The sequence below is a fragment of the Citrobacter sp. C5_2 genome (assembly GCF_014596845.2).
Lineage (GTDB): Bacteria > Pseudomonadota > Gammaproteobacteria > Enterobacterales > Enterobacteriaceae > Citrobacter > Citrobacter werkmanii.
The window spans coordinates 194,779-218,562 of sequence record NZ_CP115032.1 but is presented as its reverse complement, the minus strand read 5'-3'; the positions used below and the strand labels follow the sequence as shown (position 1 = coordinate 218,562).

22 protein-coding genes are annotated in these 23,784 nt (G+C 53.4%); 13 read left to right on the top strand and 9 right to left on the bottom strand.

Annotated features, from left to right (window positions below; all coding sequences use genetic code 11):
• Window positions 1-4: 4 nt before the first annotated feature.
• Both glyQ and ICA20_RS01055 read right to left on the bottom strand, forming a co-directional pair.
• Window positions 5-916: a glycine--tRNA ligase subunit alpha gene (gene glyQ / locus ICA20_RS01060; protein ID WP_001168552.1), complete on the bottom strand. Its 912-nt coding sequence runs from the start codon at window positions 914-916 to the stop codon at window positions 5-7.
• Between the two features lie 95 nt (window positions 917-1,011).
• Window positions 1,012-1,314: a YsaB family lipoprotein gene (locus tag ICA20_RS01055; protein WP_038635204.1), complete on the bottom strand. Its 303-nt coding sequence runs from the start codon at window positions 1,312-1,314 to the stop codon at window positions 1,012-1,014.
• A 172-nt stretch (window positions 1,315-1,486) separates the two neighbouring features.
• Here ICA20_RS01055 and ICA20_RS01050 point away from each other — a divergent pair, with 172 nt between their 5' ends.
• A complete protein-coding gene (locus tag ICA20_RS01050; RefSeq protein WP_038642921.1) occupies window positions 1,487-2,482 on the top strand; it encodes an acyltransferase in 996 nt (331 codons plus the stop codon).
• On the opposite strand, the gene yiaB is transcribed toward ICA20_RS01050, so the two are convergent.
• The 3 genes from yiaB to xylA all read right to left on the bottom strand — a co-directional run bounded on the left by yiaB (window position 2,479) and on the right by xylA (window position 5,860).
• Window positions 2,479-2,844, bottom strand: a complete 366-nt coding sequence (gene yiaB / locus ICA20_RS01045) for an inner membrane protein YiaB (RefSeq protein ID WP_038635205.1) — start codon at window positions 2,842-2,844, stop codon at window positions 2,479-2,481. The two genes, ICA20_RS01050 and yiaB, sit on opposite strands and share 4 nt — an antisense overlap.
• A gap of 166 nt (window positions 2,845-3,010) precedes the next feature.
• Window positions 3,011-4,465 carry a xylulokinase gene (gene xylB / locus ICA20_RS01040; protein ID WP_038635206.1) on the bottom strand — a complete coding sequence of 485 codons (1,455 nt, stop codon included), beginning with the start codon at window positions 4,463-4,465 and terminating at the stop codon, window positions 3,011-3,013.
• Window positions 4,466-4,537: 72 nt separating this feature from the next.
• Entirely contained in the window at window positions 4,538-5,860 is a 1,323-nt protein-coding gene (gene xylA, locus ICA20_RS01035; RefSeq protein WP_038635208.1) for a xylose isomerase, read from the bottom strand.
• Window positions 5,861-6,218: 358 nt separating this feature from the next.
• Between xylA and xylR the strand changes: the two genes are divergently transcribed.
• The gene (xylR, locus tag ICA20_RS01030) at window positions 6,219-7,397 is read left to right on the top strand and encodes a D-xylose utilization transcriptional activator XylR (RefSeq protein WP_038635210.1); all 1,179 of its coding nucleotides are present in this window, start codon (window positions 6,219-6,221) and stop codon (window positions 7,395-7,397) included.
• A 70-nt stretch (window positions 7,398-7,467) separates the two neighbouring features.
• Here xylR and ICA20_RS01025 read toward each other — a convergent pair whose 3' ends face one another.
• Window positions 7,468-8,292: a protein bax gene (locus ICA20_RS01025; protein WP_038635213.1), complete on the bottom strand. Its 825-nt coding sequence runs from the start codon at window positions 8,290-8,292 to the stop codon at window positions 7,468-7,470.
• A gap of 316 nt (window positions 8,293-8,608) precedes the next feature.
• Between ICA20_RS01025 and malS the strand changes: the two genes are divergently transcribed.
• On the top strand, window positions 8,609-10,639 hold the full coding sequence (gene malS, locus ICA20_RS01020; protein WP_038635215.1) for an alpha-amylase: 2,031 nt from the start codon (window positions 8,609-8,611) through the stop codon (window positions 10,637-10,639).
• A gap of 134 nt (window positions 10,640-10,773) precedes the next feature.
• Window positions 10,774-12,066, top strand: a complete 1,293-nt coding sequence (avtA, locus tag ICA20_RS01015) for a valine--pyruvate transaminase (protein WP_223851226.1) — start codon at window positions 10,774-10,776, stop codon at window positions 12,064-12,066.
• A gap of 34 nt (window positions 12,067-12,100) precedes the next feature.
• On the opposite strand, the gene ICA20_RS01010 is transcribed toward avtA, so the two are convergent.
• Window positions 12,101-12,574: a 4Fe-4S dicluster domain-containing protein gene (locus tag ICA20_RS01010; protein WP_038635221.1), complete on the bottom strand. Its 474-nt coding sequence runs from the start codon at window positions 12,572-12,574 to the stop codon at window positions 12,101-12,103.
• Window positions 12,575-12,691: 117 nt separating this feature from the next.
• Complete coding sequence (gene yiaJ / locus ICA20_RS01005) at window positions 12,692-13,507, bottom strand: IclR family transcriptional regulator YiaJ (RefSeq protein ID WP_038642923.1); 816 nt, start codon at window positions 13,505-13,507, stop codon at window positions 12,692-12,694.
• A gap of 217 nt (window positions 13,508-13,724) precedes the next feature.
• On the opposite strand from yiaJ, the gene yiaK reads away from it, so the two are divergent.
• From yiaK to araD, 8 genes are all read left to right on the top strand, one after another.
• A complete protein-coding gene (yiaK, locus tag ICA20_RS01000; protein ID WP_038635224.1) occupies window positions 13,725-14,723 on the top strand; it encodes a 3-dehydro-L-gulonate 2-dehydrogenase in 999 nt (332 codons plus the stop codon).
• Window positions 14,724-14,734: 11 nt separating this feature from the next.
• A complete protein-coding gene (locus ICA20_RS00995) occupies window positions 14,735-15,199 on the top strand; it encodes a YhcH/YjgK/YiaL family protein (protein ID WP_038635226.1) in 465 nt (154 codons plus the stop codon).
• Between the two features lie 13 nt (window positions 15,200-15,212).
• The gene (locus ICA20_RS00990) at window positions 15,213-16,145 is read left to right on the top strand and encodes a DUF4862 family protein (protein WP_038635229.1); all 933 of its coding nucleotides are present in this window, start codon (window positions 15,213-15,215) and stop codon (window positions 16,143-16,145) included.
• Window positions 16,146-16,176: 31 nt separating this feature from the next.
• The gene (locus tag ICA20_RS00985) at window positions 16,177-17,496 is read left to right on the top strand and encodes an MFS transporter (RefSeq protein ID WP_038635232.1); all 1,320 of its coding nucleotides are present in this window, start codon (window positions 16,177-16,179) and stop codon (window positions 17,494-17,496) included.
• A 100-nt stretch (window positions 17,497-17,596) separates the two neighbouring features.
• Window positions 17,597-19,099: an FGGY-family carbohydrate kinase gene (locus ICA20_RS00980; protein WP_038635234.1), complete on the top strand. Its 1,503-nt coding sequence runs from the start codon at window positions 17,597-17,599 to the stop codon at window positions 19,097-19,099.
• Complete coding sequence (gene ulaD / locus ICA20_RS00975; RefSeq protein WP_038635237.1) at window positions 19,099-19,761, top strand: 3-keto-L-gulonate-6-phosphate decarboxylase UlaD; 663 nt, start codon at window positions 19,099-19,101, stop codon at window positions 19,759-19,761. Before ICA20_RS00980 ends, ulaD begins: the two co-directional genes overlap by 1 nt.
• Complete coding sequence (locus tag ICA20_RS00970; protein WP_038635239.1) at window positions 19,754-20,614, top strand: L-ribulose-5-phosphate 3-epimerase; 861 nt, start codon at window positions 19,754-19,756, stop codon at window positions 20,612-20,614. Before ulaD ends, ICA20_RS00970 begins: the two co-directional genes overlap by 8 nt.
• The gene (gene araD, locus ICA20_RS00965; protein ID WP_038635242.1) at window positions 20,608-21,303 is read left to right on the top strand and encodes an L-ribulose-5-phosphate 4-epimerase; all 696 of its coding nucleotides are present in this window, start codon (window positions 20,608-20,610) and stop codon (window positions 21,301-21,303) included. The genes ICA20_RS00970 and araD overlap by 7 nt, the downstream gene beginning before the upstream one ends.
• Window positions 21,304-21,307: 4 nt before the next feature.
• On the opposite strand, the gene ICA20_RS00960 is transcribed toward araD, so the two are convergent.
• The gene (locus ICA20_RS00960; RefSeq protein ID WP_038635243.1) at window positions 21,308-22,123 is read right to left on the bottom strand and encodes a helix-turn-helix domain-containing protein; all 816 of its coding nucleotides are present in this window, start codon (window positions 22,121-22,123) and stop codon (window positions 21,308-21,310) included.
• Between the two features lie 252 nt (window positions 22,124-22,375).
• Between ICA20_RS00960 and ICA20_RS00955 the strand changes: the two genes are divergently transcribed.
• On the top strand, window positions 22,376-23,776 hold the full coding sequence (locus ICA20_RS00955; protein ID WP_038635246.1) for an MFS transporter: 1,401 nt from the start codon (window positions 22,376-22,378) through the stop codon (window positions 23,774-23,776).
• Window positions 23,777-23,784 lie beyond the last annotated feature (8 nt).

Genomic DNA, 23,784 nt, shown 5'->3' with positions numbered 1-23,784 from the left:
CCTCTTATTTCTCTTTGTTGCACATCGGGAAGCCAAGGGCTTCACGGGAAGCGTAGTAAGCTTCTGCCACTGCTTTGGTCAGGGTGCGAATGCGCAGGATATAGCGCTGACGCTCGGTGACGGAGATGGCTTTACGCGCATCCAGCAGGTTGAAGCTATGAGCGGCTTTCAGAATACGTTCATACGCAGGCAGCGGCAGTGGGTTTTCCAGCGCCAGCAGCTGCTGCGCTTCTTTCTCGTACTGCTCGAAGCAGGTGAACAGGAAGTCCACGTCGGCGTATTCGAAGTTATAGGTGGATTGCTCCACTTCGTTCTGATGGAACACGTCGCCGTAAGTGGTTTTACCCAGCGGGCCGTCGCTCCAGACCAGGTCGTAAACGCTGTCTACGCCCTGAATGTACATGGCCAGACGTTCCAGACCGTAGGTAATTTCCCCGGTCACAGGTTTACATTCCAGACCACCAACCTGCTGGAAGTAGGTGAACTGCGTGACTTCCATACCGTTCAGCCACACTTCCCAACCCAGCCCCCAGGCACCCAGCGTCGGGTTCTCCCAGTTATCTTCCACGAAACGGATGTCGTGAATGGTCGGGTCCATACCCAGCTCTTTCAGAGAACCCAGGTACAGCTCCTGAATATTGTCCGGAGACGGCTTAATCACTACCTGGAACTGATAGTAGTGCTGTAAGCGGTTCGGGTTTTCGCCATAGCGGCCGTCGGTCGGACGACGAGAAGGCTGCACATACGCAGTCGCCATCGGTTCCGGCCCCAGCGCACGCAGGCAGGTCATTGGGTGAGATGTCCCCGCGCCGACTTCCATGTCCAATGGTTGAACGATGGTGCAGCCCTGGCGAGCCCAGTAATCCTGTAAGGTCAGGATCAAGCCCTGGAAGGTCCTGGTATCAAACTTTTGCATATTATTTCGTGCTGGATACGTGTGGATTTAAAGGAAGCGGTCAGTATACCCGCTGGCTGCAAGATATACAGTACGAAACGGGAAAAAGGGGGAACTTAGCGCATGGAAAGGTGCAAAAACTGCCCGTCTGCATCAAAAGAGCAGACAAAACTCTCTTTACGGAAGGTCGAACCGCGCATTTCATAGCTGCCCTGGAATTGTTCCAGGCCGGCGATATCAATTTTCTGCGCGCCGGTGTTATAAAGCTCTGCCGCTTCACTTTTGCACAATGCCGCCATATCGAGCGAACGTGCGGCATTCACCTTTTGCGCCTTCTGCGCAGGTGCAGGCGGCTGTGTGTCGGCGCACGCCGCCAACAAAAAGATAGCGAGCGCGGGAAAGAAATACTTCATCATCATTTTATTACCTCCTGGTTTGCTGGTCAGTCTTATTATTAGTGTCTGGAAACGGATCTTATTTTGAGAATCTCATCAGACCATCTCAAGCTTTAGCGTAAAAACTCAGATTATTCCAGTGAGTTACGCTCGCAAAAAATCGGTCAGACTTTTTTTAATGGAGACAGAGGAACTGATGCAGCCCAAAATTTTCTGGATTGATAACCTGCGTGGAATAGCTTGTTTAATGGTCGTGATGATCCACACCACAACCTGGTACATCACCAATGCGCACAGCGTCAGCCCGTTGAATTGGGATCTGGCCAATGTGCTCAATTCCGCCTCTCGCGTCAGCGTACCGTTGTTCTTTATGATTTCGGGTTATCTGTTTTTTGGCGAACGCAGCGCCAAACCGCGCCATTTCACGCGCATCGCGCTGTGCATTCTTTTTTACAGCAGCGTGTCGCTGGCCTATATCCTGTTGTTTACCTCGATCAACGCTGAGCTGTCGCTGAAAAACCTGCTGCAAAAGCCGGTGTTCTATCACCTGTGGTTTTTCTTCGCCATCGCCGTCATCTACCTGGTTTCCCCGCTGATACAGGTGAAAAATATCAGCGGCAAGATGCTGCTGGCGCTCATGGTAGTGATTGGGGTGATTGCCAATCCCAACACCGTCTCGCAAAAAATTGGCGGTTTTGAGTGGCTTCCCATCAACCTGTACATCAGTGGCGACACGTTCTATTACATCCTGTACGGCATGCTGGGAAGGGCGATTGGCATGATGGATACACAGAAACGTTCGCTCACCTGGCTCTGTGCAGCGTTGTTCATCGTCGCCGTGTTTGTTATCTCTCGAGGCACGTTGCATGAACTGCGCTGGCGAGGCAATTTTGCCGATACCTGGTACCTCTACTGCGGCCCGGCAGTATTTATTTGCGCCGTCTCGCTCCTGACGCTGGTCAAAAACACGCTCAGCACGCACACTCTGCCGGTATTGGGCCTTATTTCCCGTCACTCGTTGGGTATTTATGGCTTTCATGCGCTGATCATTCACGCGCTACGCACCAACGGTTTAGAACTCAAGAACTGGCCGCCGCTGGATATGTTATGGATTTTTAGCGCCACGCTGGCGGGTAGCCTGCTGTTATCCATACTGTTGCAGCGCATTGATACACGCAGGCTGGTGAGTTAAGACTCACCGTTTTGTTCATTCCGCCCTGGACGCAGCAGTAAAACTTGTCCGACCAAACACACGAAGAATGCTGCCGGGTATAGCCCCTTTTCGATGGGCGCTAACGGAATATTCCATATCCCTACCAGCAGTAGTCCCAGCGTTATCAACGCCACCATCTTGCATATGGAGGTGAAGCATTCGTCATTCTGATTAAGATTTACAGCACGCTGATAAGCATACGTCACGAACATTCCCGTCATCAGCGCACCCAAAAAATAGCCTTTGCCACTCAATAACGGGCAGGCATGCCATAAGCCAACAACGTAAATCAGTATGCCAGAGAAGAATAATATCCATGGCAACAGCCTGGTCGTCTTCATTGGGATCTCCTTATCCATCATGGGTACAATATGAATAACCCGCTAAAGACAACACAGAAATATGCCACCACACTGGATTTTCAGAATAAATCCATGCGTATCAATTATTTATTAGATTGAAATATATATTAAATCAATCCCCTCTGTTATCCAGAGGGGAAGGTCGTCAGGACATCAGCGGCTGTAATTGCTGATAAATACGACGGAAGATTTCCCGACGCTGTTGGTAGAGCGCATGGCGCTCAGCATCAGGATAATGCGCCTGTTCCAGCGTAAGCTGAGGCAGTATGTCTGATAACGGCTTTTGCGGGTTCATGGCAATTTGCGCCAGGCGCGCCGCACCGAGTGCAGGACCGACATCGCCGCCGGTACGATAATCCAGCTGTAACCCGCTGATATCAGACAGCATCTGACGCCAGTATTCGCTGCGAGCCCCGCCGCCAATGAGCGTAATGCTGGCTGGCTGTACACCGCACGCATGCACGACATCCATGCCGTCGGCCAGCGCAAAACCCACACCTTCCAGTACCGCCCGCGCCAGTTCTGCCGGACCATGCTGATGCGTCAGACCGAAAAATACGCCCTTCGCCTGCGGGTTATTATGCGGCGTACGTTCACCGGACAGATAAGGTAAAAACCAGACTGGTTCGGCGTCTGCATTCGCTTGTTGCGCTGCGTCGATCAATGCCGGTACGCTCGCCAGTCCGGTTAATTTCGCCGCCCAATCCAGGCAGGATGCCGCACTCAGCATCACGGACATCAGGTGCCATCGCTCCGGCAAAGCATGACAAAAACTGTGGACCGCGCTTTCCGGCTTACTGAGGAAGCCGTCGCTTACCGCAAAATAGACGCCGGATGTACCCAACGAAAGCATCGCCTGACCGGCATTCATCATGCCTACGCCGACCGCTCCCGCCGCGTTATCACCGCCCCCGGCAACGACCGCAACCTCATTCATTCCCCAGTCCAGGGCGACTTCTGGCAGTAATGTTCCGGTAATCGCACAACCTTCGTATAGCGCAGGCATATGCGCACGAGACAGCTTACAGGCCGCCAGCATGACATCACTCCAGTCACGTTTGGCGACATCCAGCCACATCGTACCTGCCGCATCAGACATATCGCTGGCAAAATCGCCGGTCATACGCAGACGCAGGTAATCTTTCGGCAGCAACACTTTATCTACCCGGCTGAAAATCTCCGGCTCGTGACGTTGCACCCACAGCAACTTTGGCGCGGTAAAACCAGGCATCATCAGGTTGCCGGTGATAGCACGAGACTGCGGAACCAGGTTCTCCAGCATTACGCACTCTTCAGCGCAGCGGCCATCGTTCCACAGGATTGCGGGACGTAATACTTTCTGTTGCTTGTCCAGTAACGTCGCGCCGTGCATCTGGCCGGCAATCCCTAACGCTTTCACCTCACTGAGCGAATGCTGCTGGCCCAGCGCTTTTACGGCGCGATCCGTTGCCAGCCACCATTGTTCAGGGTCCTGCTCTGACCATAACGGATGCGGACGCGAGACCGTGAGTTTCTCCGTTTGCGAAGCGATCACATCGCCCTGCTCATTCAGCAGAATGGCCTTTACGCCTGAGGTGCCAAGATCTATCCCGATATACATAGCGTATCGTTCCTTAAAGAAAGGCCCGGCAGCGCGTGGCTTTCCGGGCTTACGGACGTTCTCAGAAACCTGTTATTTGTCGAACAAATAATGGTTTACCAGATTTTCCAGCAGTTCCTGATGGCCGCTCTGATGCACTGGCGCCAGATTATGTTGTTCAGCGTACTGCGCAATTTCCGTCAGCGTCATCTGCCCTTTCAGAATTTGCTGGCCCAGCTCACCATTCCAACCAGCGTAACGCTTGGCCACACGCTGATCCAGACCACCGTCCTCAATCATACGGGCCGCAATTTTCAGCGACAGCGCCATGGTATCCATTGCGCCAATATGACCATAGAACAAATCGTATTTATCGGTGCTCTGACGACGAACTTTGGCGTCAAAGTTCAGACCGCCGGTGGTGAAGCCGCCCGCTTTGAGGATTTCGTACATCACCAACGCATTCTCTTCTACGCTATTTGGGAACTGGTCAGTATCCCATCCCAACTGTGCGTCACCGCGGTTGGCATCGACAGAACCAAACAGACCCAGCGCGATAGCAGTGGCGATTTCATGATGGAATGAGTGACCCGCCAGCGTGGCGTGGTTGGCTTCGATATTCAGTTTGATCTCTTTTTCCAGGCCGAACTGCTTGAGGAACCCATAAACGGTCGCCGCATCGTAGTCGTATTGGTGTTTGGTCGGTTCCTGCGGCTTCGGTTCGATAAGCAAAGTGCCCTGGAAACCCGTTTTGTGTTTGTGCTCTACCACCAGCTGCATAAAGCGGCCAATCTGCTCACGTTCCTGACGCAGATCGGTATTCAGCAGCGTTTCATAGCCTTCACGGCCGCCCCACAGAACGTAGTTTTCACCGCCTAGCTTGTGCGTGGCATCCATCGCCGTGACTACCTGTGTGGCAGCCCAGCTGAACACTTCTGGATCCGGGTTCGTGGCCGCGCCCGCGCCGTAGCGTGGATTGGTGAAGCAGTTTGCCGTTCCCCACAGCAGCTTGACCCCACTTTGTTCCTGTTTTGCCGCCAGCACATCAACCATCTGCGCAAAGTTGTTTTTGTACTCTTTCAGCGACGCGCCTTCCGGAGAGACATCCACGTCATGGAAGCAGTAGTAAGGGACGTTCAGCTTGTGAAAGAACTCAAATGCGACATCCGCTTTGCGTTTCGCCAGCTCCAGTGCTTCTCCGGGCTGCTGCCACGGACGATCGAAAGCGCCCATGCCGAACATGTCCGCACCGTTCCAGCAGAATGTATGCCAATAGCAGGCGGCAAAACGCAGATGATCTTCCATGCGTTTGCCCAACACGATTTCGTCAGGGTTGTAATGGCGAAATGCGAGCGGGTTAGTAGTTTTAGTCCCTTCAAAACGAACACGATCGAGTTGGTCGAAATAAGCCTGCATAATAAGCTCCATAATCAGGTAATACGGCAAGTAAACTGCGATATAGCTATACTGGAATTTCCTGATTTATTGCTCAATTACGTTATTTCACACCGCCATTAAGAGAATACCCAAACGTGCGCTGGCTCCCAAAAAAGCGCATTGAAAAGAGAATTAAAAAAGCGATCGCGATCGAAGGTTAATCATTAAACAAAAAACCGTAATGCGCAGATAAAAAATGGCAATTGTCATCCCGCGTTCAGTATGTGAATTTTGCGTAGCATTAAGAAAATAAAAATTTGTCACGCTTCATCAAGCAGTCGTCCCTGCGGTTTTGCTAGTATCGACAGGCCACGTTAACCTTCCAGGACAGATTCTTATGTTTGATAAACGTCACCGCATCACTCTATTATTTAATGCCAATAAAGCCTACGACCGCCAGGTGGTAGAAGGGGTGGGTGAATATTTACAGGCATCACAATCAGAGTGGGATATATTCATTGAGGAAGATTTCCGCGCCCGCATTGATAATATTAAAGACTGGTTAGGCGATGGTGTTATTGCCGATTATGACGATGATGACATTGCACAATTACTTGCCGATGTGGATGTTCCTATCATCGGCGTCGGGGGTTCCTACCATGCGGAACAGGATTATCCGCCGGTGCATTACATTGCCACCGATAACCACGCGCTGGTAGAAAGCGCTTTCCTGCATCTGAAAGAAAAAGGGATCAACCGGTTCGCGTTCTACGGACTGCCCGCTTCAAGCGGCAAACGCTGGGCGGCTGAACGTGAATATGCGTTTTGCCAACTGGTCGCTAAAGAAAAGTACCGTGGTGTTGTCTATCAGGGACTGGAAACCGCGCCGGAAAACTGGCAGCACGCGCAAAATCGTCTGGCGGACTGGCTGCAAACTCTGCCGCCGCAAACCGGCATTATCGCCGTCACCGACGCGCGAGCGCGGCACATTCTGCAAGCTTGCGAACACCTGCATATTCCGGTCCCGGAAAAACTGTGCGTGATTGGAATCGACAACGAGGAACTGACCCGTTACCTGTCGCGGGTGGCGCTGTCATCCGTTGCTCAGGGGGCCAGACAGATGGGGTATCAGGCCGCTAAGCTTCTGCACCGGTTACTGGCGAATGAAGAACTACCGCTGCAACGCATACTGGTCCCGCCAGTGCGCGTCATTGAACGCCGTTCAACTGACTATCGTTCATTGACCGATCCGGCGGTGATTCAGGCGATGCACTTTATCCGCAACCATGCCTGCAAAGGCATTAAAGTCGAACAGGTGCTGGATTCAGTGGGGATTTCGCGGTCGAATCTGGAGAAACGTTTTAAAGAAGAGGTCGGAGAAACTATCCATGCGGTGATTCATGCCGAGAAGCTGGAAAAAGCGCGCAGCCTGTTGATTTCCACCACGCTGTCGATCAACGAAATTTCACAAATGTGCGGCTATCCATCACTGCAGTACTTCTATTCCGTCTTCAAGAAAGAGTACGACACGACGCCAAAAGAGTATCGCGATGTGAATAGTGAAGTGTTGCTATAGAGGGAATTACCGGATGGCGGCTTCGTCTGATCCGGCCTACGAGATGACTTGTAGACCGGATTAGCACACGTTACATATGCGCGGCAATTAAGCGCTGGTTATCCTGATACATTGCGAACAGATAGTTGTTGTAGCTCTGTCCCTTAGTGGAATAACCCTTCAGCTTATGGATCATCGCGGTAGCGGTGACTTCCTGATCGGCTTTACGCAGTTGCGCACGTGACTTCCGGAAAGAAGAGTAAGCTGGGTGCGTATTCAGGTTAATGACATAGGCATTGACTGACTCTTTCACTGATTCAAACTGTGAGTAGCCTTTCACCTTACCAGGGGCATTATTACAACGCCCTTTGCCACATTTCATGCCAAACAGGTTGTTGTTGCTCCGCGCCAGCTTCGACGTCCCCCAGCCGCTTTCAGCCGCAGCCATGGTTGCCACCATACTGGTCGGGATAATGTCTACACGCTCAAGCAGCGTGTTCCACGGAATTTTACGCGTGTTGCCAGACCAGCTCACCTTATAGCGCTTAGCGATGTCTTTCATCCGCGTACGCTCTGTCGGTGACCAGCGATTCTGGTACTGTTTTGAAATCAGCCAGTTACGATCCGCCGTAATGGCAGCATTTTGACTGGTAATATAAGGCATAACCGTCCGGAGAAACGCTTTTTTCCTTGGTGTTCCGGAAGGGTATTTTCGCAAATCAGGAAGTGAACTACTCTTTGCACTATTGCGAGAATACTCTTGTTTACTGCTAACCTGTTTATTACTTGCCTTGATTACCTGGGGCTTGTGACTCGTTGTCGCCGTGTGTGTCTTTGCCAGCGCCTCACCCGAAAATGCAACGGTGAGTAACATAAGAATCATTGCCCCATATCGTCGAATGGGAGTCAATATCATTAGGTCTCCTGGTCGGATTTATACATTCCAACACCTTATATTTTTCAAAAAAATGAGAGATGAATCTCAAATCATATCAAAAATAACGGTCAAGAGCACCCAAAGGAATAGTCCAATTCTGAAACTATGTCACGCGTTAACGATTCGGGCTGCCATTAATTTGATGAAAATGTGGGGGTTATCGCAAAATTAGTTCATTTTTTGCGCGCATTAGCTCACCCTCACTTCTCCTCCTGGCGGAATCACCTCAAAGGAGGAGTTTCCGGCCTGATTTCACTGGCAAACTGGCTAAAATCGCAGCATCAAGGACAGCATTATGAAACTTGCCGCCGTTGCGCTGGCGCTAATGCCCGGCATTGCCATCGCCTCAACATGGACTTCTCAGGGACTTCCCGCCTTCGAAGCGGAAGGTACGGGTAAATTCGTCAGCCATGCAGCGTTGACGAAGGGTACTCGTCCTTTAATTCTGAATTTTGACCAACAGTGCTGGCAGCCAGCTGACGCGATAAAACTCAACCAGATGCTGTCGCTTAAACCTTGTGAAGGCGCGCCGCCGCAGTGGCGTTTATTCAAGGACGGCGATTACACGCTGGAAGTCGATACCCGCTCCGGCACGCCAACGCTGATGCTCTCAGTCAAAAGCGCCGCAGACCCCGTCAGTAGCCAAATTCGCCAGTGTCCGAAATGGGATGGTTCGCCATTAACGCTGGACGTCAGTCAGACCTTCCCGGAAGGCGCCGTGGTGCGCGACTACTACAGCAACCAAACGGCGACGGTAAAAAACGGGTCGATTACCCTGCAGCCCGCCGCAACCAGTAACGGGTTGTTGCTGCTGGAACGAGCGGAAACCGACGCCCCCGCCGCTTTCGACTGGCATAACGCGACGGTGTATTTCGTCCTGACGGACCGCTTTGTGAATGGCGATCCGGGCAATGACCACAGCTACGGTCGGCGCAACGACGGTATGCAGGAAATTGGCACCTTCCACGGCGGCGATTTACGCGGTCTTGCCAGCAAACTCGACTATCTGCAACAACTGGGCGTCAATGCGTTATGGATCAGCGCGCCGTTTGAGCAAATCCACGGCTGGGTCGGCGGTGGCACCAAAGGCGATTTCCCCCACTACGCCTACCATGGCTACTACACTCAGGACTGGACCACGCTCGACGCCAATATGGGCAACGAAAACGATCTGCGCGCGCTGGTTGACGGCGCTCACCAGCGCGGCATCCGTGTCCTGTTTGATGTCGTGATGAACCATACTGGCTACGCCACGCTGGCGGATATGCAGGAATATCAGTTTGGGGCGCTGTACTTATCAGGCGATGAGCTGAAAAACACGCTCGGCGAACGCTGGACGGACTGGAAGCCATCTGCCGGGCAGAGCTGGCATAGCTTTAATGATTACATCAACTTCAGCGATAAAGCCGGTTGGGAAAAATGGTGGGGCAAAAACTGGATCCGCACCGATATTGGCGATTACGACAACCCTGGTTTTGACGACCTGACCATGTCGCTGGCTTTCCTGCCCGATCTGAAAACCGAATCCACCACGCCTTCCGGCCTGCCTAATTTTTATCAGCACAAACCGGATACTCACGCCAAAGCGATCGCCGGCTACACGCCCCGCGATTATCTGACCCACTGGCTCAGTCAGTGGGTGCGCGATTACGGAATTGACGGCTTTCGGGTCGATACCGCCAAACACGTCGAGCTTCCCGCCTGGCAGCAGCTCAAAACACAGGCCAGCGCGGCGCTGGTCGAATGGAAGAAAGCCCACCCGGACAAAGCCCTGGATGATAACCCCTTCTGGATGACCGGTGAAGCCTGGGGTCACGGCGTCATGCAAAGCGACTATTATCGTCACGGTTTCGACGCGATGATCAATTTCGACTATCAGGAGCAGGCGGCGAAAGCCGTTGATTGTCTGGCAAATATGGATCTCACCTGGCAACAGATGGCGGAAAAACTGCAGGATTTCAATGTCCTGAGCTATCTCTCCTCCCATGATACCCGGCTGTTTCGCGAGGGTGGAGACAAAGCCGCCGAGCTATTGCTGCTGGCGCCTGGGGCAGTACAACTGTTTTACGGTGACGAGTCGGCCCGGCCTTTCGGCCCCACGGGGTCCGATCCCTTGCAGGGTACGCGCTCAGAGATGAACTGGCAGGACGTGACCGGGAAATCTGCCGCCAGCGTGGCACACTGGCAACGTATCAGCCAGTTCAGGGCCAGACATACCGCCATTGGCGCCGGTCAACAAACCACACTGACATTGAAGCAGGGGTACGGATTCGTCCGTGAACATGGCAACGATAAAGTTATGGTGGTGTGGGCCGGTCAGCCCTGATCCTGACGGGCTTCTCGTACTCGCTGATGCGAGAAGCCAAATTCACGATAAAACACCAGCCCGACAAAAATTTGCAGCACAAAACATCAATCCAGCCTGATGCCCCTGATTTGCACCCCGCCATAGGTAGCGCTATGGTTAGCCACTTTACTACTCAGTTCGACAGACCACCTGCTATGACATTCTCACTTTTTGGCGACAAATTTACCCGCCATTCAGGCATCACACGCCTGATGGAGGACCTCAACGATGGTTTACGCACACCAGGCGCCATCATGCTCGGCGGCGGTAATCCGGCGCAAATTCCAGAGATGAAAAATTACTTTCAGTCTCTGCTGGCAGATATGCTGGAAAACGGCAAAGCCGCTGATGCGCTTTGCAATTATGACGGTCCACAAGGTAAAACCGAGCTACTGGCCGAGCTGGCGAAACTGCTACGTGAGAAGCAGGGTTGGGATATCGAGCCACAAAATATTGCACTGACAAATGGCAGTCAGAGCGCATTTTTCTACTTATTCAATCTCTTCGCCGGACGCCGCGCCGACGGAACAACCCAAAAAGTGTTGTTCCCATTAGCGCCGGAATATATTGGCTATGCCGATGCTGGGCTGGAAGAAGAACTCTTTGTCTCTGCACGCCCAAACATCGAGCTGTTACCAGAAGGCCAGTTTAAGTATCACGTTGATTTTGAACATCTGCACATCGGTGAAGAAACGGGGATGATCTGCGTGTCGCGCCCGACTAACCCGACAGGCAACGTGATCACCGACGAAGAGCTGATGAAGCTGGATCGGCTGGCCAACCAGCACGGCATCCCGTTGGTGATCGATAACGCATATGGCGTACCGTTCCCAGGCATCATTTTTAGCGAAGCCCGGCCGCTGTGGAACCCCAACATTGTGCTGTGCATGAGCCTTTCTAAGCTGGGTCTGCCAGGCTCCCGCTGCGGCATCATTATCGCCAATGAAAAAATCATCACCGCCATCACCAATATGAACGGCATTATCAGCCTTGCGCCCGGCGGAATGGGACCGGCGATGATGTGCGAAATGATTAAACGTAACGATCTTCTGCGCCTTTCTGAGACGGTGATCAAACCGTTTTATTACCAGCGCGTTCAGCAGACTATTGCGATCATTCGTCGCTATTTATCTGAAGATCGCTGCCTCATCCACAAACCAGAAGGGGCGATTTTCCTGTGGTTATGGTTCAAAGATTTGCCGATCACCACCGAGCTGCTGTATCAGCGCCTGAAAGCGCGCGGCGTACTGATGGTTCCCGGTGACTACTTCTTCCCGGGGCTGGATAAACCCTGGCCGCATACCCATCAGTGCATGCGCATGAATTACGTTCCGGAGCCGGAGAAAATCGAGGCTGGCGTGAAGATTCTGGCGGAAGAGATCGAGCGCGCCTGGCTGGAAGGCTAACGCAAATCCCGACCCGAGCGCGGGTCGGGTCGCTTCACAGCGGCAGCGAACGCAGACGCTGTCGCTGCATACTGACAGCATCAATACACTGCAAGGCACTGGTCGGGCAGGCTTCTACACATGCGGGTCCCGTCTCGCGATGCCAGCACAAATCACATTTTATCGCCTGCGCCCGTGACGTTCGTGCGACAACGTTCATCGCCCCAAACGGACACGCGATCATGCAGCTTTTACAGCCAATACACTGCGCCTGTTCAACGAAGATATGTCCATGTTCACGACGAATTGCGTGGGTTGGGCACACGTTAGCGCAGGGAGCATCTTCGCACTGATGACAGGCAACTGCCGTCGTAAAAGCGTCGTCTTTAATCACCCGAATCCGCGGGATAAATGCCCCGGAGGAGACCGATGCGCAATCCTGATTTTCCTGATGTGCGACAACGCAGGCAACTTCGCAGGTACGACACCCAATACATTTTGCCGCATCCGCCATTATAAACTCGTTCATTGCCCCCTCCGTCAGAGTGAAAACCACAGATTGCCAGAGAGAGACTCCCTGCTGCCTTGATCGGACAGGGGAAACGGTTAAATTTTGTCAGGTGACTGAACGATGCCAGGCATACGCCTAATCGCGAACGGTAAAGCCCAGCTCATTGGAAATTGCCTGAGCCGTTTCGCGTAGCGGCTTGAGTAAATTCTTTTCCCCTACCTGCTTCAGACGCGAGGTAGAAAGTGAAATCGACACCGAATATGGCACCCGACCGTGAATATCAAACACCGGTACGGCAATACAGGAAACCCCCAACTCGTTCTCTTCCCGATCCATCGCCATACTGCTTTCGCGGATTTGCGCCAGTTCATCGTACATCGCCGGTAAACCAGTAATGGTATTGCGGGTCAGCGGCTGAATCAGATCCTGATGACTCTCCCAGTAGGACGCCACGTAATCCGCATGCCCAAACGCCATATAGATTTTGCCCATCGCGGAGCAGTACAGCGGCATATGCTGGCCGATATAGGCGCGGGTACGCAGCATGCCCGTCGTCGGCTCGAGCTTATAGATCAAAATAGCGTGGTCATCTTCACGGCTGGAGAAGTTGATGGTTTCGCCGGTGGCAATATTCAGCGCTTCAAGGTGCGGCGCGGCGACATGGATGATATTCAGTGACGACAGCGCCTTCTGCCCAACGGCGATAAATTTAGTGGTCAGCCGATAGCTGCCCGCAGCGGGTGCGGGTGTGACATAGCCGCAGGATTGCAATCCTTGCAAGAGTCGATGCACGGTACTTTTGTTCAGCCCCGCCAGTTCAGACAGGTGGGCCAGCGGGCACCCATTCGGATAGTTGCTCAGGATCTCAATCAACATCAAACCACGGAACAGGCTCTGACTTCCGGCTGGCCTCTCTTTGTCTTGCGTCATTTCACTCTCTTTTGTGCCCATTTTTTCCGCTCCCCTTTTCGTCGCGCTCTGATGGTAGCGCAAAGTGTGTTTCAGTTCACGATCTGAACCGAAAAAACACAACTGTTTGATTTTGCAGATTTTAAAAAACAGGCCACCCCGTTGATCTGTTAAATTTTGATCGCTATATTTGAAATCAGATTTCGCATAGTGAAATTTAGAGATAAAAAAGCGATCAAATTTAAACAAGGAAACAGGAATGAAAGTCACCTTTGAACAGTTAAAAGATGCGTTCAACCGGGTACTGCTGGCACGCGGTATCGCCGCTGAAACCGCAGATGCCTGTGCAGAAATGTTCGCCCGCACCACCGAATCCGGCGTCTATTCGCATGGCGTCAACCGTTTTCCCCGCTTCATTCAGCAACTGGATAACGGCGACATCATTCCTGAAGCCAAACCACAGCGCATCACCAGCCTGGGGGCGATTGAGCAATGGGATGCCCGGCGTTCGATCGGCAATCTGACGGCGAAAAAGATGATGGACCGAGCCATTGAACTGGCCTCCGATCACGGTATTGGTCTGGTGGCGCTGCGTAACGCCAACCACTGGATGCGCGGCGGCAGCTATGGCTGGCAGGCCGCGGAGAAAGGTTACATTGGTATCTGCTGGACCAACTCAATTGCCGTCATGCCGCCGTGGGGTTCGAAGGAGTGCCGCATTGGTACTAACCCGCTGATTGTCGCGATCCCCTCCACGCCAATCACCATGGTTGATATGTCGATGTCGATGTTCTCCTACGGCATGCTGGAAGTGAATCGCCTGGCCGGTCGCGAACTGCCGGTAGACGGTGGCTTTGACGATGAAGGTAATCTCACCAAAGAGCCTGGCGTTATCGAAAAAAATCGTCGCATTCTGCCAATGGGTTACTGGAAAGGTTCAGGTCTGTCGATTGTGCTGGATATGATCGCCACCCTGCTTTCTGACGGCTCTTCTGTTGCGGAGGTCACTCAGGATAACAGCGACGAATATGGCGTTTCGCAGATTTTCATCGCCATTGAAGTGGATAAGCTGATCGATGGCGCCACGCGCGATGCGAAACTCCAGCGGATTATGGATTTCATCACCACCGCCGAACGCGCTGATGAAAACACGCCTGTTCGTCTGCCTGGCCACGAGTTTACAAAGCTACTGGAAGAAAATCGCCGTAACGGCATCACCGTTGATGACAGCGTCTGGGCAAAAATTCAGACGCTGTAAGGAGCAACTCCATGATCTTTGGACATATCTCACAGCCTAATCCGTGTCGTTTGCCCGAGGCGATTGAAAGAGCGCTCGACTTCCTGCGCACCACGGATTTCCGCAAACTTGAGCCGGGCGTGGTGGAGATCGAGGGTAAAAATATCTTCGCGCAGATTATCGATTTAACCACGCGTGACGCTGCCGAAAATCGCCCTGAAGTACATCGCCGCTATCTGGATATTCAGTTTTTAGCCTGGGGCGAAGAAAAAATCGGTATCGCCATTGATACCGGAAATAATCAAATCAGCGAATCGTTATTAGCACAGCGCGATATTATTTTTTATCACACCAGCGAACATGAATCTTTTATTGAAATGATTCCGGGAAGTTACGCCATATTTTTCCCGCAGGATGTTCATCGCCCCGCATGTCATAAAACTGTCGCCACGCCGATCCGCAAAATAGTCGTGAAGGTTGCTATTTCAGTTTTATAAAAGGAGCACAAAAATGAAAGCTAACACTACCGGTTATATTATCGGTGCGTACCCTTGTGCACCCTCATTTCACCAAAAGAGTGAAGAGGAAGAGAAGGAATTCTGGCGTCAACTCTCAGATACCCCGGATATTCGCGGACTGGAGCAGCCCTGCCTTGAGCATCTGCATCCGTTTGGTGACGAGTGGTTATTGCGCCATACGCCAGGCGAGTGGCAAATCGTGGTCACAGCGATTATGGAGACCATGCGCCGTCGCGGCATCAATAGCGGTTTTGGGCTGGCCTCCAGCGACGAAGAGCAGCGTCAGGCCTGTGTGGCGTATTACCGCCATCTGCACCAGAAAATCAACCGTATTAATGCGGCCAGCGCCGGGAAAATAATCGCCCTTGAACTGCATGCCGCTCCGCTGGCAAGCAACCCCAATGTCGCTCAGGCCACCGACGCGTTTGCCCGTTCGCTCCAGGAAATTACCCGTTGGGACTGGTCCTGCGATCTGGTGCTGGAACATTGCGATGCTATGACTGGCCCCGCGCCACGCAAAGGATTTTTGCCGTTAGAAAACGTACTGGACGCGATCGCCGGTTACGACATCAGCGTGTGTATTAACTGGGCGCGATCGGCGATTGAAGGGCAGGACCTCGCCCTACCGCTGGCCCACACGCAACAGGTCCAACGGGCCGGGAAACTGGGCGCGCTGATGTTCTCCGGCACGACGATTACAGGAGAATACGGCGAGTGGCAGGACCTGCACGCGCCGTTTGCTCCTTTCTGCCCGCAGAGCCTGATGACCGCCGATCATGCCCGCGAATTATTCACCTGTGCAGGAACCGAACTATTGCAATTTTCCGGTATTAAATTGCTGGAAATAAATGCCAATGCAGATGTGAACCATCGCGTAGCGATATTACGCGACGGCATCGCTGCATTAAACAAAGCAAAACTATAAAAATAACATACTACTCTACGAGAATATTAATATGAACATGACCTCTCGCCCTACACTCAAAGATATACCCCGTCAGCGCTGGCTGCGGATTATTCCCCCGATTCTGATCGCTTGTATTATCTCTTATATGGACCGCGTTAATATCGCATTTGCGATGCCCGGCGGTATGGATGAGGAATTAGGTATTTCCGCCACCATGGCCGGTCTGGCCGGGGGAATTTTCTTCATCGGTTATCTGTTTTTACAGGTTCCCGGCGGAAAAATTGCCGTACACGGCAGCGGCAAGAAATTTATCGGCTGGTCGCTGGTTGCCTGGGCGGTTATTTCCGTTCTGACGGGATTGATCACTAATCAGTATCAACTGCTGGTTTTGCGTTTCTTACTCGGCGTGGCCGAAGGCGGCATGCTGCCGGTGGTGCTGACGATGATCAGTAACTGGTTCCCCGACGCCGAACGCGGTCGCGCCAATGCGATTGTGATTATGTTTGTGCCTATTGCCGGGATCATTACCGCCCCGCTCTCGGGCTGGATAATCACCGTACTCGACTGGCGCTGGCTGTTCATCATTGAAGGTTTACTCTCCGTCGTCGTTCTGGTGCTGTGGGCCTATACCGTTTACGACCGTCCGCAGGAAGCGCGCTGGATCTCTGAGGCGGAGAAAAATTACCTGGTAGAAACTCTGGCCGCCGAGCAAAAAGCGATTGCCGGAACAGAGGTCAAAAATGCCTCTCTGGGCGCGGTGTTGTCCGACAAAACCATGTGGCAGCTTATCGCCCTGAACTTCTTCTATCAGACCGGGATTTATGGTTACACCCTGTGGCTGCCGACCATCCTCAAAGAGTTGACCCACAGCAGCATGGGGCAAGTTGGCATGCTCGCTATTCTGCCGTACGTCGGCGCGATTGCCGGGATGTTCCTGTTCTCTTCCCTCTCTGACCGGACTGGTAAACGCAAGCTGTTCGTCTGCCTGCCGCTGATTGGCTTTGCCCTGTGCATGTTCCTCTCTGTAGCGCTGAAAAATAACGTCTGGCTGGCTTATGCCGCGCTGGTTGGCTGCGGATTCTTCCTGCAATCAGCCGCGGGGGTGTTCTGGACTATTCCGGCGCGTTTGTTCAGCGCGGAAATGGCCGGTGGCGCACGTGGGGTCATCAATGCGTTGGGGAACCTTGGCGGTTTCTGCGGTCCTTACGCGGTCGGCGTACTTATCACCCTGTACAGCAAAGATGCTGGCGTTTACTGCCTGGCCGTCTCACTGGCTCTGGCCGCGCTGATGGCGCTGCTGCTGCCGGCGAAATGTGATGCGGGCGCAGCTCCGCTAAAGACACTGAATCCACATAAACGCACAGCCTGAAACAATGCCCGGGGGCGCTGCGCTCACCGGGCCTACAAAACCAATAAATACCCAAGGCCGGATACGCACAGCGCCATCCGGCAAAAATGAGATAACAAAGATGAGTGATAGAGAGACCTTTTGGCTGGGGATCGATTGTGGCGGTACGTATCTGAAAGCCGGTTTGTATGATGCCAAAGGTCATGAGCATGGAATTAACCGTCAATCGTTGCAGACCGTATCGCCATTACCGGGTTACGCCGAACGCGATATGCGCCAACTGTGGCAACAGTGTATCGCCACCATTGCCGGGCTGTTGAAACGCACCGGCGTATCCGGTGAACAAATCAAAGGCGTCGGTATCTCCGCTCAGGGCAAGGGACTGTTCCTTCTTGATAAACAGGATAAGCCGCTGGGCAATGCCATTCTCTCTTCCGACCGACGGGCGATGGACATCGTTCAGCGCTGGCAGCAGGATGGGATCCCCGCACAGCTTTACCCGATCACCCGCCAGACATTGTGGACCGGACATCCCGCATCCCTCCTGCGCTGGGTGAAAGAGAATGAACCGCAACGCTACGCGCAAATCGGCTGCGTCATGATGGGTCATGACTACCTGCGCTGGTGTTTAACCGGCGTGAAAGGCTGCGAAGAGAGCAACATCTCCGAGTCTAATCTCTACAACATGACGACAGGTCAGTACGACCCGTGTCTGACCCAGTGGCTGGGCATCAGTGAAGTCGACAATGCGCTACCGCCCATTGTCGGTTCAGCAGAAATATGCGGGGAAATCACCGCTCAAACGGCTGCCATAACCGGTCTGGCGGCGGGTACCCCCGTCGTCGGCGGTCTGTTTGATGTGGTTTCCACCGCACTCTGCGCCGGGATCGAAGATGAACACACCCTCAACGCGGTGATGGGGACCTGGGCTGTTACCAGCGGGATCGCTCACGGCCTGCGCGACCACGAAGCGCATCCTTACGTCTATGGCCGCTATGTCAATGACGGGCAGTACATCGTTCACGAAGCCAGCCCGACCTCTTCCGGCAATCTGGAGTGGTTTACCGCCCAATGGGGCGAACTCTCTTTTGATGAGGTCAACCAGGCCGTTGCCAGCTTGCCGAAAGCCAGTAGCAATCTTTTGTTCCTGCCTTTTTTGTATGGCAGTAACGCCGGGCTGGAGATGACCAGCGGTTTTTATGGCATGCAGGCTTTACACACTCGCGCCCACTTATTGCAAGCCATCTACGAAGGCGTGGTTTTCAGCCATATGACCCATCTCAACCGCATGCGCGAACGTTTTACGCAGGCGCATACCCTGCGCGTTACCGGTGGTCCGGCGCACTCCAACGTCTGGATGCAAATGCTGGCGGACGTCAGCGGTTTACGTATCGAACTGCCGCAGGTTGAAGAGACCGGCTGCTTTGGCGCAGCGCTCGCTGCCCGCGTCGGCACCGGTGTTTATCACAATTTCAGCGATGCCCAGCGCAGCTTACAGCATCCGGTACGCACCCTGTTGCCGGACGCCGCGGCGCATGCGAACTATCAGCGCAAATACCGCCAATACCAGAATTTAATTACCGCACTGCAGGGCTATCACGCCCGTATTAAGGAGCACGAATAATGAGTCGACCATTACTGCAACTGGCGCTTGACCACACGAATCTGCAAGCGGCCCAACGCGATGTCGCTCTGTTACAGGAAAGTGTCGATATCGTTGAGGCCGGCACGATTCTCTGTTTAACCGAAGGTCTGGGCGCGGTGAAAGCGCTGCGCGCTCAGTGCCCAAATAAAATTATCGTCGCCGACTGGAAGGTGGCCGACGCAGGTGAAACCCTCGCCCAGCAAGCGTTTGGCGCAGGCGCCAACTGGATGACCATCATCTGCGCCGCGCCCCTCGCTACCGTCGAAAAAGGTCATAGCGTCGCACAGTCCTGCGGCGGTGAAATTCAGATGGAACTGTTCGGCAACTGGACTCTGGATGATGCCCGCGACTGGTATCGCGTCGGGGTTCGCCAGGCGATTTACCACCGTGGACGCGATGCGCAGGCCAGCGGTCAACAGTGGGGGGAAGCGGACCTGGCGCGGATGAAGGCGCTTTCCGATATTGGTCTGGAGCTGTCGATTACCGGTGGTATTACGCCTGCCGACCTGCCGCTGTTTCGCGACATCAACGTCAAAGCCTTTATCGCCGGACGCGCGCTGGCGGGAGCACAAAACCCGGCGCAGGTGGCCGCCGAATTCCATGCGCAAATCGACGCCATCTGGGGAGCACAGTATGCGTAACCATCCGTTAGGTATCTATGAAAAAGCGCTGGCGAAAGACCTCACCTGGCCGGAACGGCTGGTGCTGGCGAAAAGCTGCGGTTTTGATTTCGTTGAAATGTCGGTAGATGAAACCGATGAACGTCTGTCTCGCCTTGACTGGACCCCTGCCCAGCGTGCATCGCTGGTGAGCGCGATGCTGGAAACCGGCGTGGCCATTCCCTCCATGTGCCTGTCAGCCCACCGCCGCTTTCCCTTTGGCAGTCGCGATGAAGCCGTCCGCGCCCGGGCACGCGACATCATGACCAAAGCCATCCGCCTGGCCCGGGATTTAGGTATTCGTACCATTCAACTTGCCGGTTACGACGTCTATTACGAAGAACATGACGAAGGTACACAGCAGCGCTTTGCCGAGGGGCTGGCATGGGCAGTTGAGCAAGCCGCCGCCGCGCAGGTGATGCTGGCGGTAGAAATCATGGATACCGCATTTATGAACTCGATCAGCAAGTGGAAAAAGTGGGATGAAATGCTCTCATCGCCGTGGTTCACCGTCTACCCGGACGTGGGCAACCTCAGCGCCTGGGGTAACGACGTCAAAGCTGAATTGACGTTGGGCATCGACCGTATCGCCGCTATCCATCTGAAGGACACGCTGCCGGTAACCGAAACCCATCCGGGCCAGTTTCGCGATGTACCCTTTGGCGAAGGATGCGTGGACTTTGTGGGCATCTTCAAAACGCTGCATGAGCTGAACTATCGCGGATCGTTTCTGATTGAAATGTGGACGGAAAAAGCAAAAGAACCGGTGCTGGAAATTATCCAGGCCCGACGCTGGATAGAAGACCGTATGCAGGAAGGAGGTTTCCCATGTTAGAACAACTGAAAGCCGAGGTGCTGGCGGCGAATCTGGCGCTGCCGGCACATGGTTTAGTCACCTTTACCTGGGGTAACGTCAGCGCAGTGGATGAAACACGCAAACTGATGGTTATCAAGCCATCCGGCGTGGAATATGACGTGATGACCGCCGACGATATGGTGGTGGTGGATATCGCCAGCGGCAACGTGGTTGAAGGCAGTAAAAAACCCTCGTCTGACACGCCAACCCATCTGGCGCTGTATCGCCGTTACCCTGAGATCGGCGGTATTGTGCACACGCACTCTCGCCACGCGACAATCTGGTCGCAAGCGGGTCTTGATCTCCCGGCATGGGGTACCACGCATGCCGATTACTTTTACGGCACTATCCCATGCACCCGACTGATGACCGTGGAAGAGATCAACGGTGAATATGAATACCAGACCGGCGAAGTCATCATTAAAACGTTCGAGCAACGGGACCTGAACCCGATGCAGGTTCCGGCGGTACTGGTGCATTCACACGGCCCGTTCGCCTGGGGTAAAAACGCCGCGGATGCTGTGCATAACGCCGTGGTACTAGAGGAGTGCGCCTATATGGGACTGTTCTCACGCCAGTTGGCCCCACAGTTACCGGATATGCAGCCTGAGTTGCTGGATAAACACTATCTGCGTAAACACGGCGCGAATGCCTATTACGGACAGTAGCATGTCAGGCGCTATTGATATGTTCTTTGCAATAGCGCCGTTTCCAGGCCGCGGGCGTCAGGCTGGTATGCTTGCGGAAGATTTTGCGAAAATAGCCCACGTCGTTAAATCCACATCTCCTCGCCACTTCAGTGAGCGACAGCGAATCGCTGATTAACAGTTTTTCTGCCGCCCTCACCCGTTGCCGATGCAACGCTTCGGTGAGGGTCAGCCGAAAAGCGCCACGGAAAACACGTCCCAGATAGTCTGCATTGCAATGCAGTTCTTTCGCCAGCGTTGAAGCGCCAATCGGCAGGTGGAACTGAGTGTGGATCATTTGCTGCGCTTTCCACGCCAGCGCATTCCCGGGGCGATCAACAGGTTGCTCGCTGGCGGCCGCGGATATTTGCTGCAAAATCAACAGCAGGATCAGTTCCAGCGCCATGCTGCGATGAATATTTTCCTGCTCGTGTAAGAACTGGCGGAACAGTGAAATAATATATTGCGGCTCGCTCACCCGGGTATGCTGGGGAATCGCAAGTAACGGTTGTGTTGATGAAGCATCGTTTCCTGTCGTTAACTCAAAGTGCAGCCAGTAAAATTTTAAATCGGGCGGAAATTGTCCCACGCCAATATGTAAGCGATGCGGCCACAGCAGCAGACTTTCCCCGGCACTAACAGAAAAAATGTTACTGCCTTCGCGAATCGTTAATGTCCCTTTTTCAACAAAGATTATTTCCCAGGATTGCAATTGCCGCGCAGGATGGCTACCGATGCCGCGTGAAATAAATAACCCACCGTTTTGCACTTTAATCGGCAGAGACATGGACAATTCGAGCATATATATTCAAATTCCCGCTTTTTGTATTAATTAAACCGGCCTTTACTTTTGATTATTCACGATAAAATTGCTTTTCGCCGGATCGAAATCACATTTTCCCAATGAAGTCGGAATTGTCATCTTTTTATACTTTTCTCTTCCCTTGTTGACCCAAACATAACGTGCAAAATTAATCATGTATTTTGCAAATTACATCCAAATAACCCGCGGCGTAGCGGGATACTTTCCGAATATCACTTCCGGGAGTTATTTATGACTTCGGCTCCGATTACGACATCTGATTTGGCACAGCGTGCGCAAGACGACAAATTATCCCTGCGTGAAAAAATAGGTTATGGGTTAGGCGATGCAGGCGGGACGGTCATTACCTGCCTGATCATGAATTTCCTGACGTTCTTCTACACGGATGTCTTCGGGCTAACGCCCGCGCTGGTCGGCACATTGTTTATTGCCCTGCGCGTGTTTGATGCGATTTCCGACCCCATCATGGGCGTTCTCGCCGACCGTACGCAAAGCCGCTGGGGACGCTTCCGCCCCTGGCAACTATGGGTCGCGGTTCCTATTGGCATTATTGGCGTGCTCACATTTACCGTCCCAGACGCCAGCATGGGCGTAAAAATCGCCTGGGCATTCTGCACCTATCTGTTGCTCTCCGTCGGCTATACCGCCATCAACGTACCGTACTGTGCGCTGATTAACACCATGACCACCCGCCACAACGAGGTGATCGCCTGCCAGTCCTGGCGCTTTGTGCTGTGCGGCGTGGCGGGTTTTCTTGTCTCCGTCGGCCTGCCGTGGATGGTGGATGTGCTGGGCCAGGGCAATGCCGCGCAGGGTTACCAGTTCGGTGTCGGCGTGCTCTGCGCCGTTGCAGTGGCCATGTTCCTGTGCTGCTTCTTCTGGGTACGTGAGCGTGTTCCGCTGGCGATGATGGGGAAATTTACCCTGCGCGAACATATTGGCGGCCTGCGCAAAAATGACCAGTTACTGCTGATGCTGGTGATGTCGTTCCTGCTGATCAACGTCTTTAATATTCGCGGCGGCGGGTACATGTACTTCATTACCTATGTGCTGGAAGGCAGCACCGCTTACACATCGCTGTTTTTCACCATGGTCACCTTCGCCTCTATCATCGGTTCAGTGCTCGTCAGCCCGCTGACCCGTCGGTTCGATACCGTCAAACTCTATTACTACACCAACCTGGTGTTGGCGGCGCTGGCGGTGCTGATGTGGTTCTTGCCAACCGGCCCGGCTTATCAAACATTGTGGCTGGCGGTTATCCTCGGGAACGGCATTATCCTGGGCTTCACGCTACCGCTGCACTTCTCGCTGATGGCCTTCGCCGATGATTACGGCGAGTGGAAAACCGGCGTGCGCTCTTCCGGCATGAATTTCGCCTTCAACCTGTTCTTCATCAAACTGGCCTGGGCCTCCAGCGCGGGGATCATCAGCCTGTTGTTTATCTTTGTCGCCTATCAGCCCGGCGCCGGTAATCAAACCGCCAGCTCGCTGCAAGGGATTACTGCCATGGAGACGCTGCTGCCCGCACTGTTCCACCTGCTGCTGGCGCTGTCTGTTCGCATCTGCAAACTCAATAACCCGATGATGTCGCGCATTGCCACCGATCTGCGTCAGCGTCATATACAGCCTTAAGGAGCACA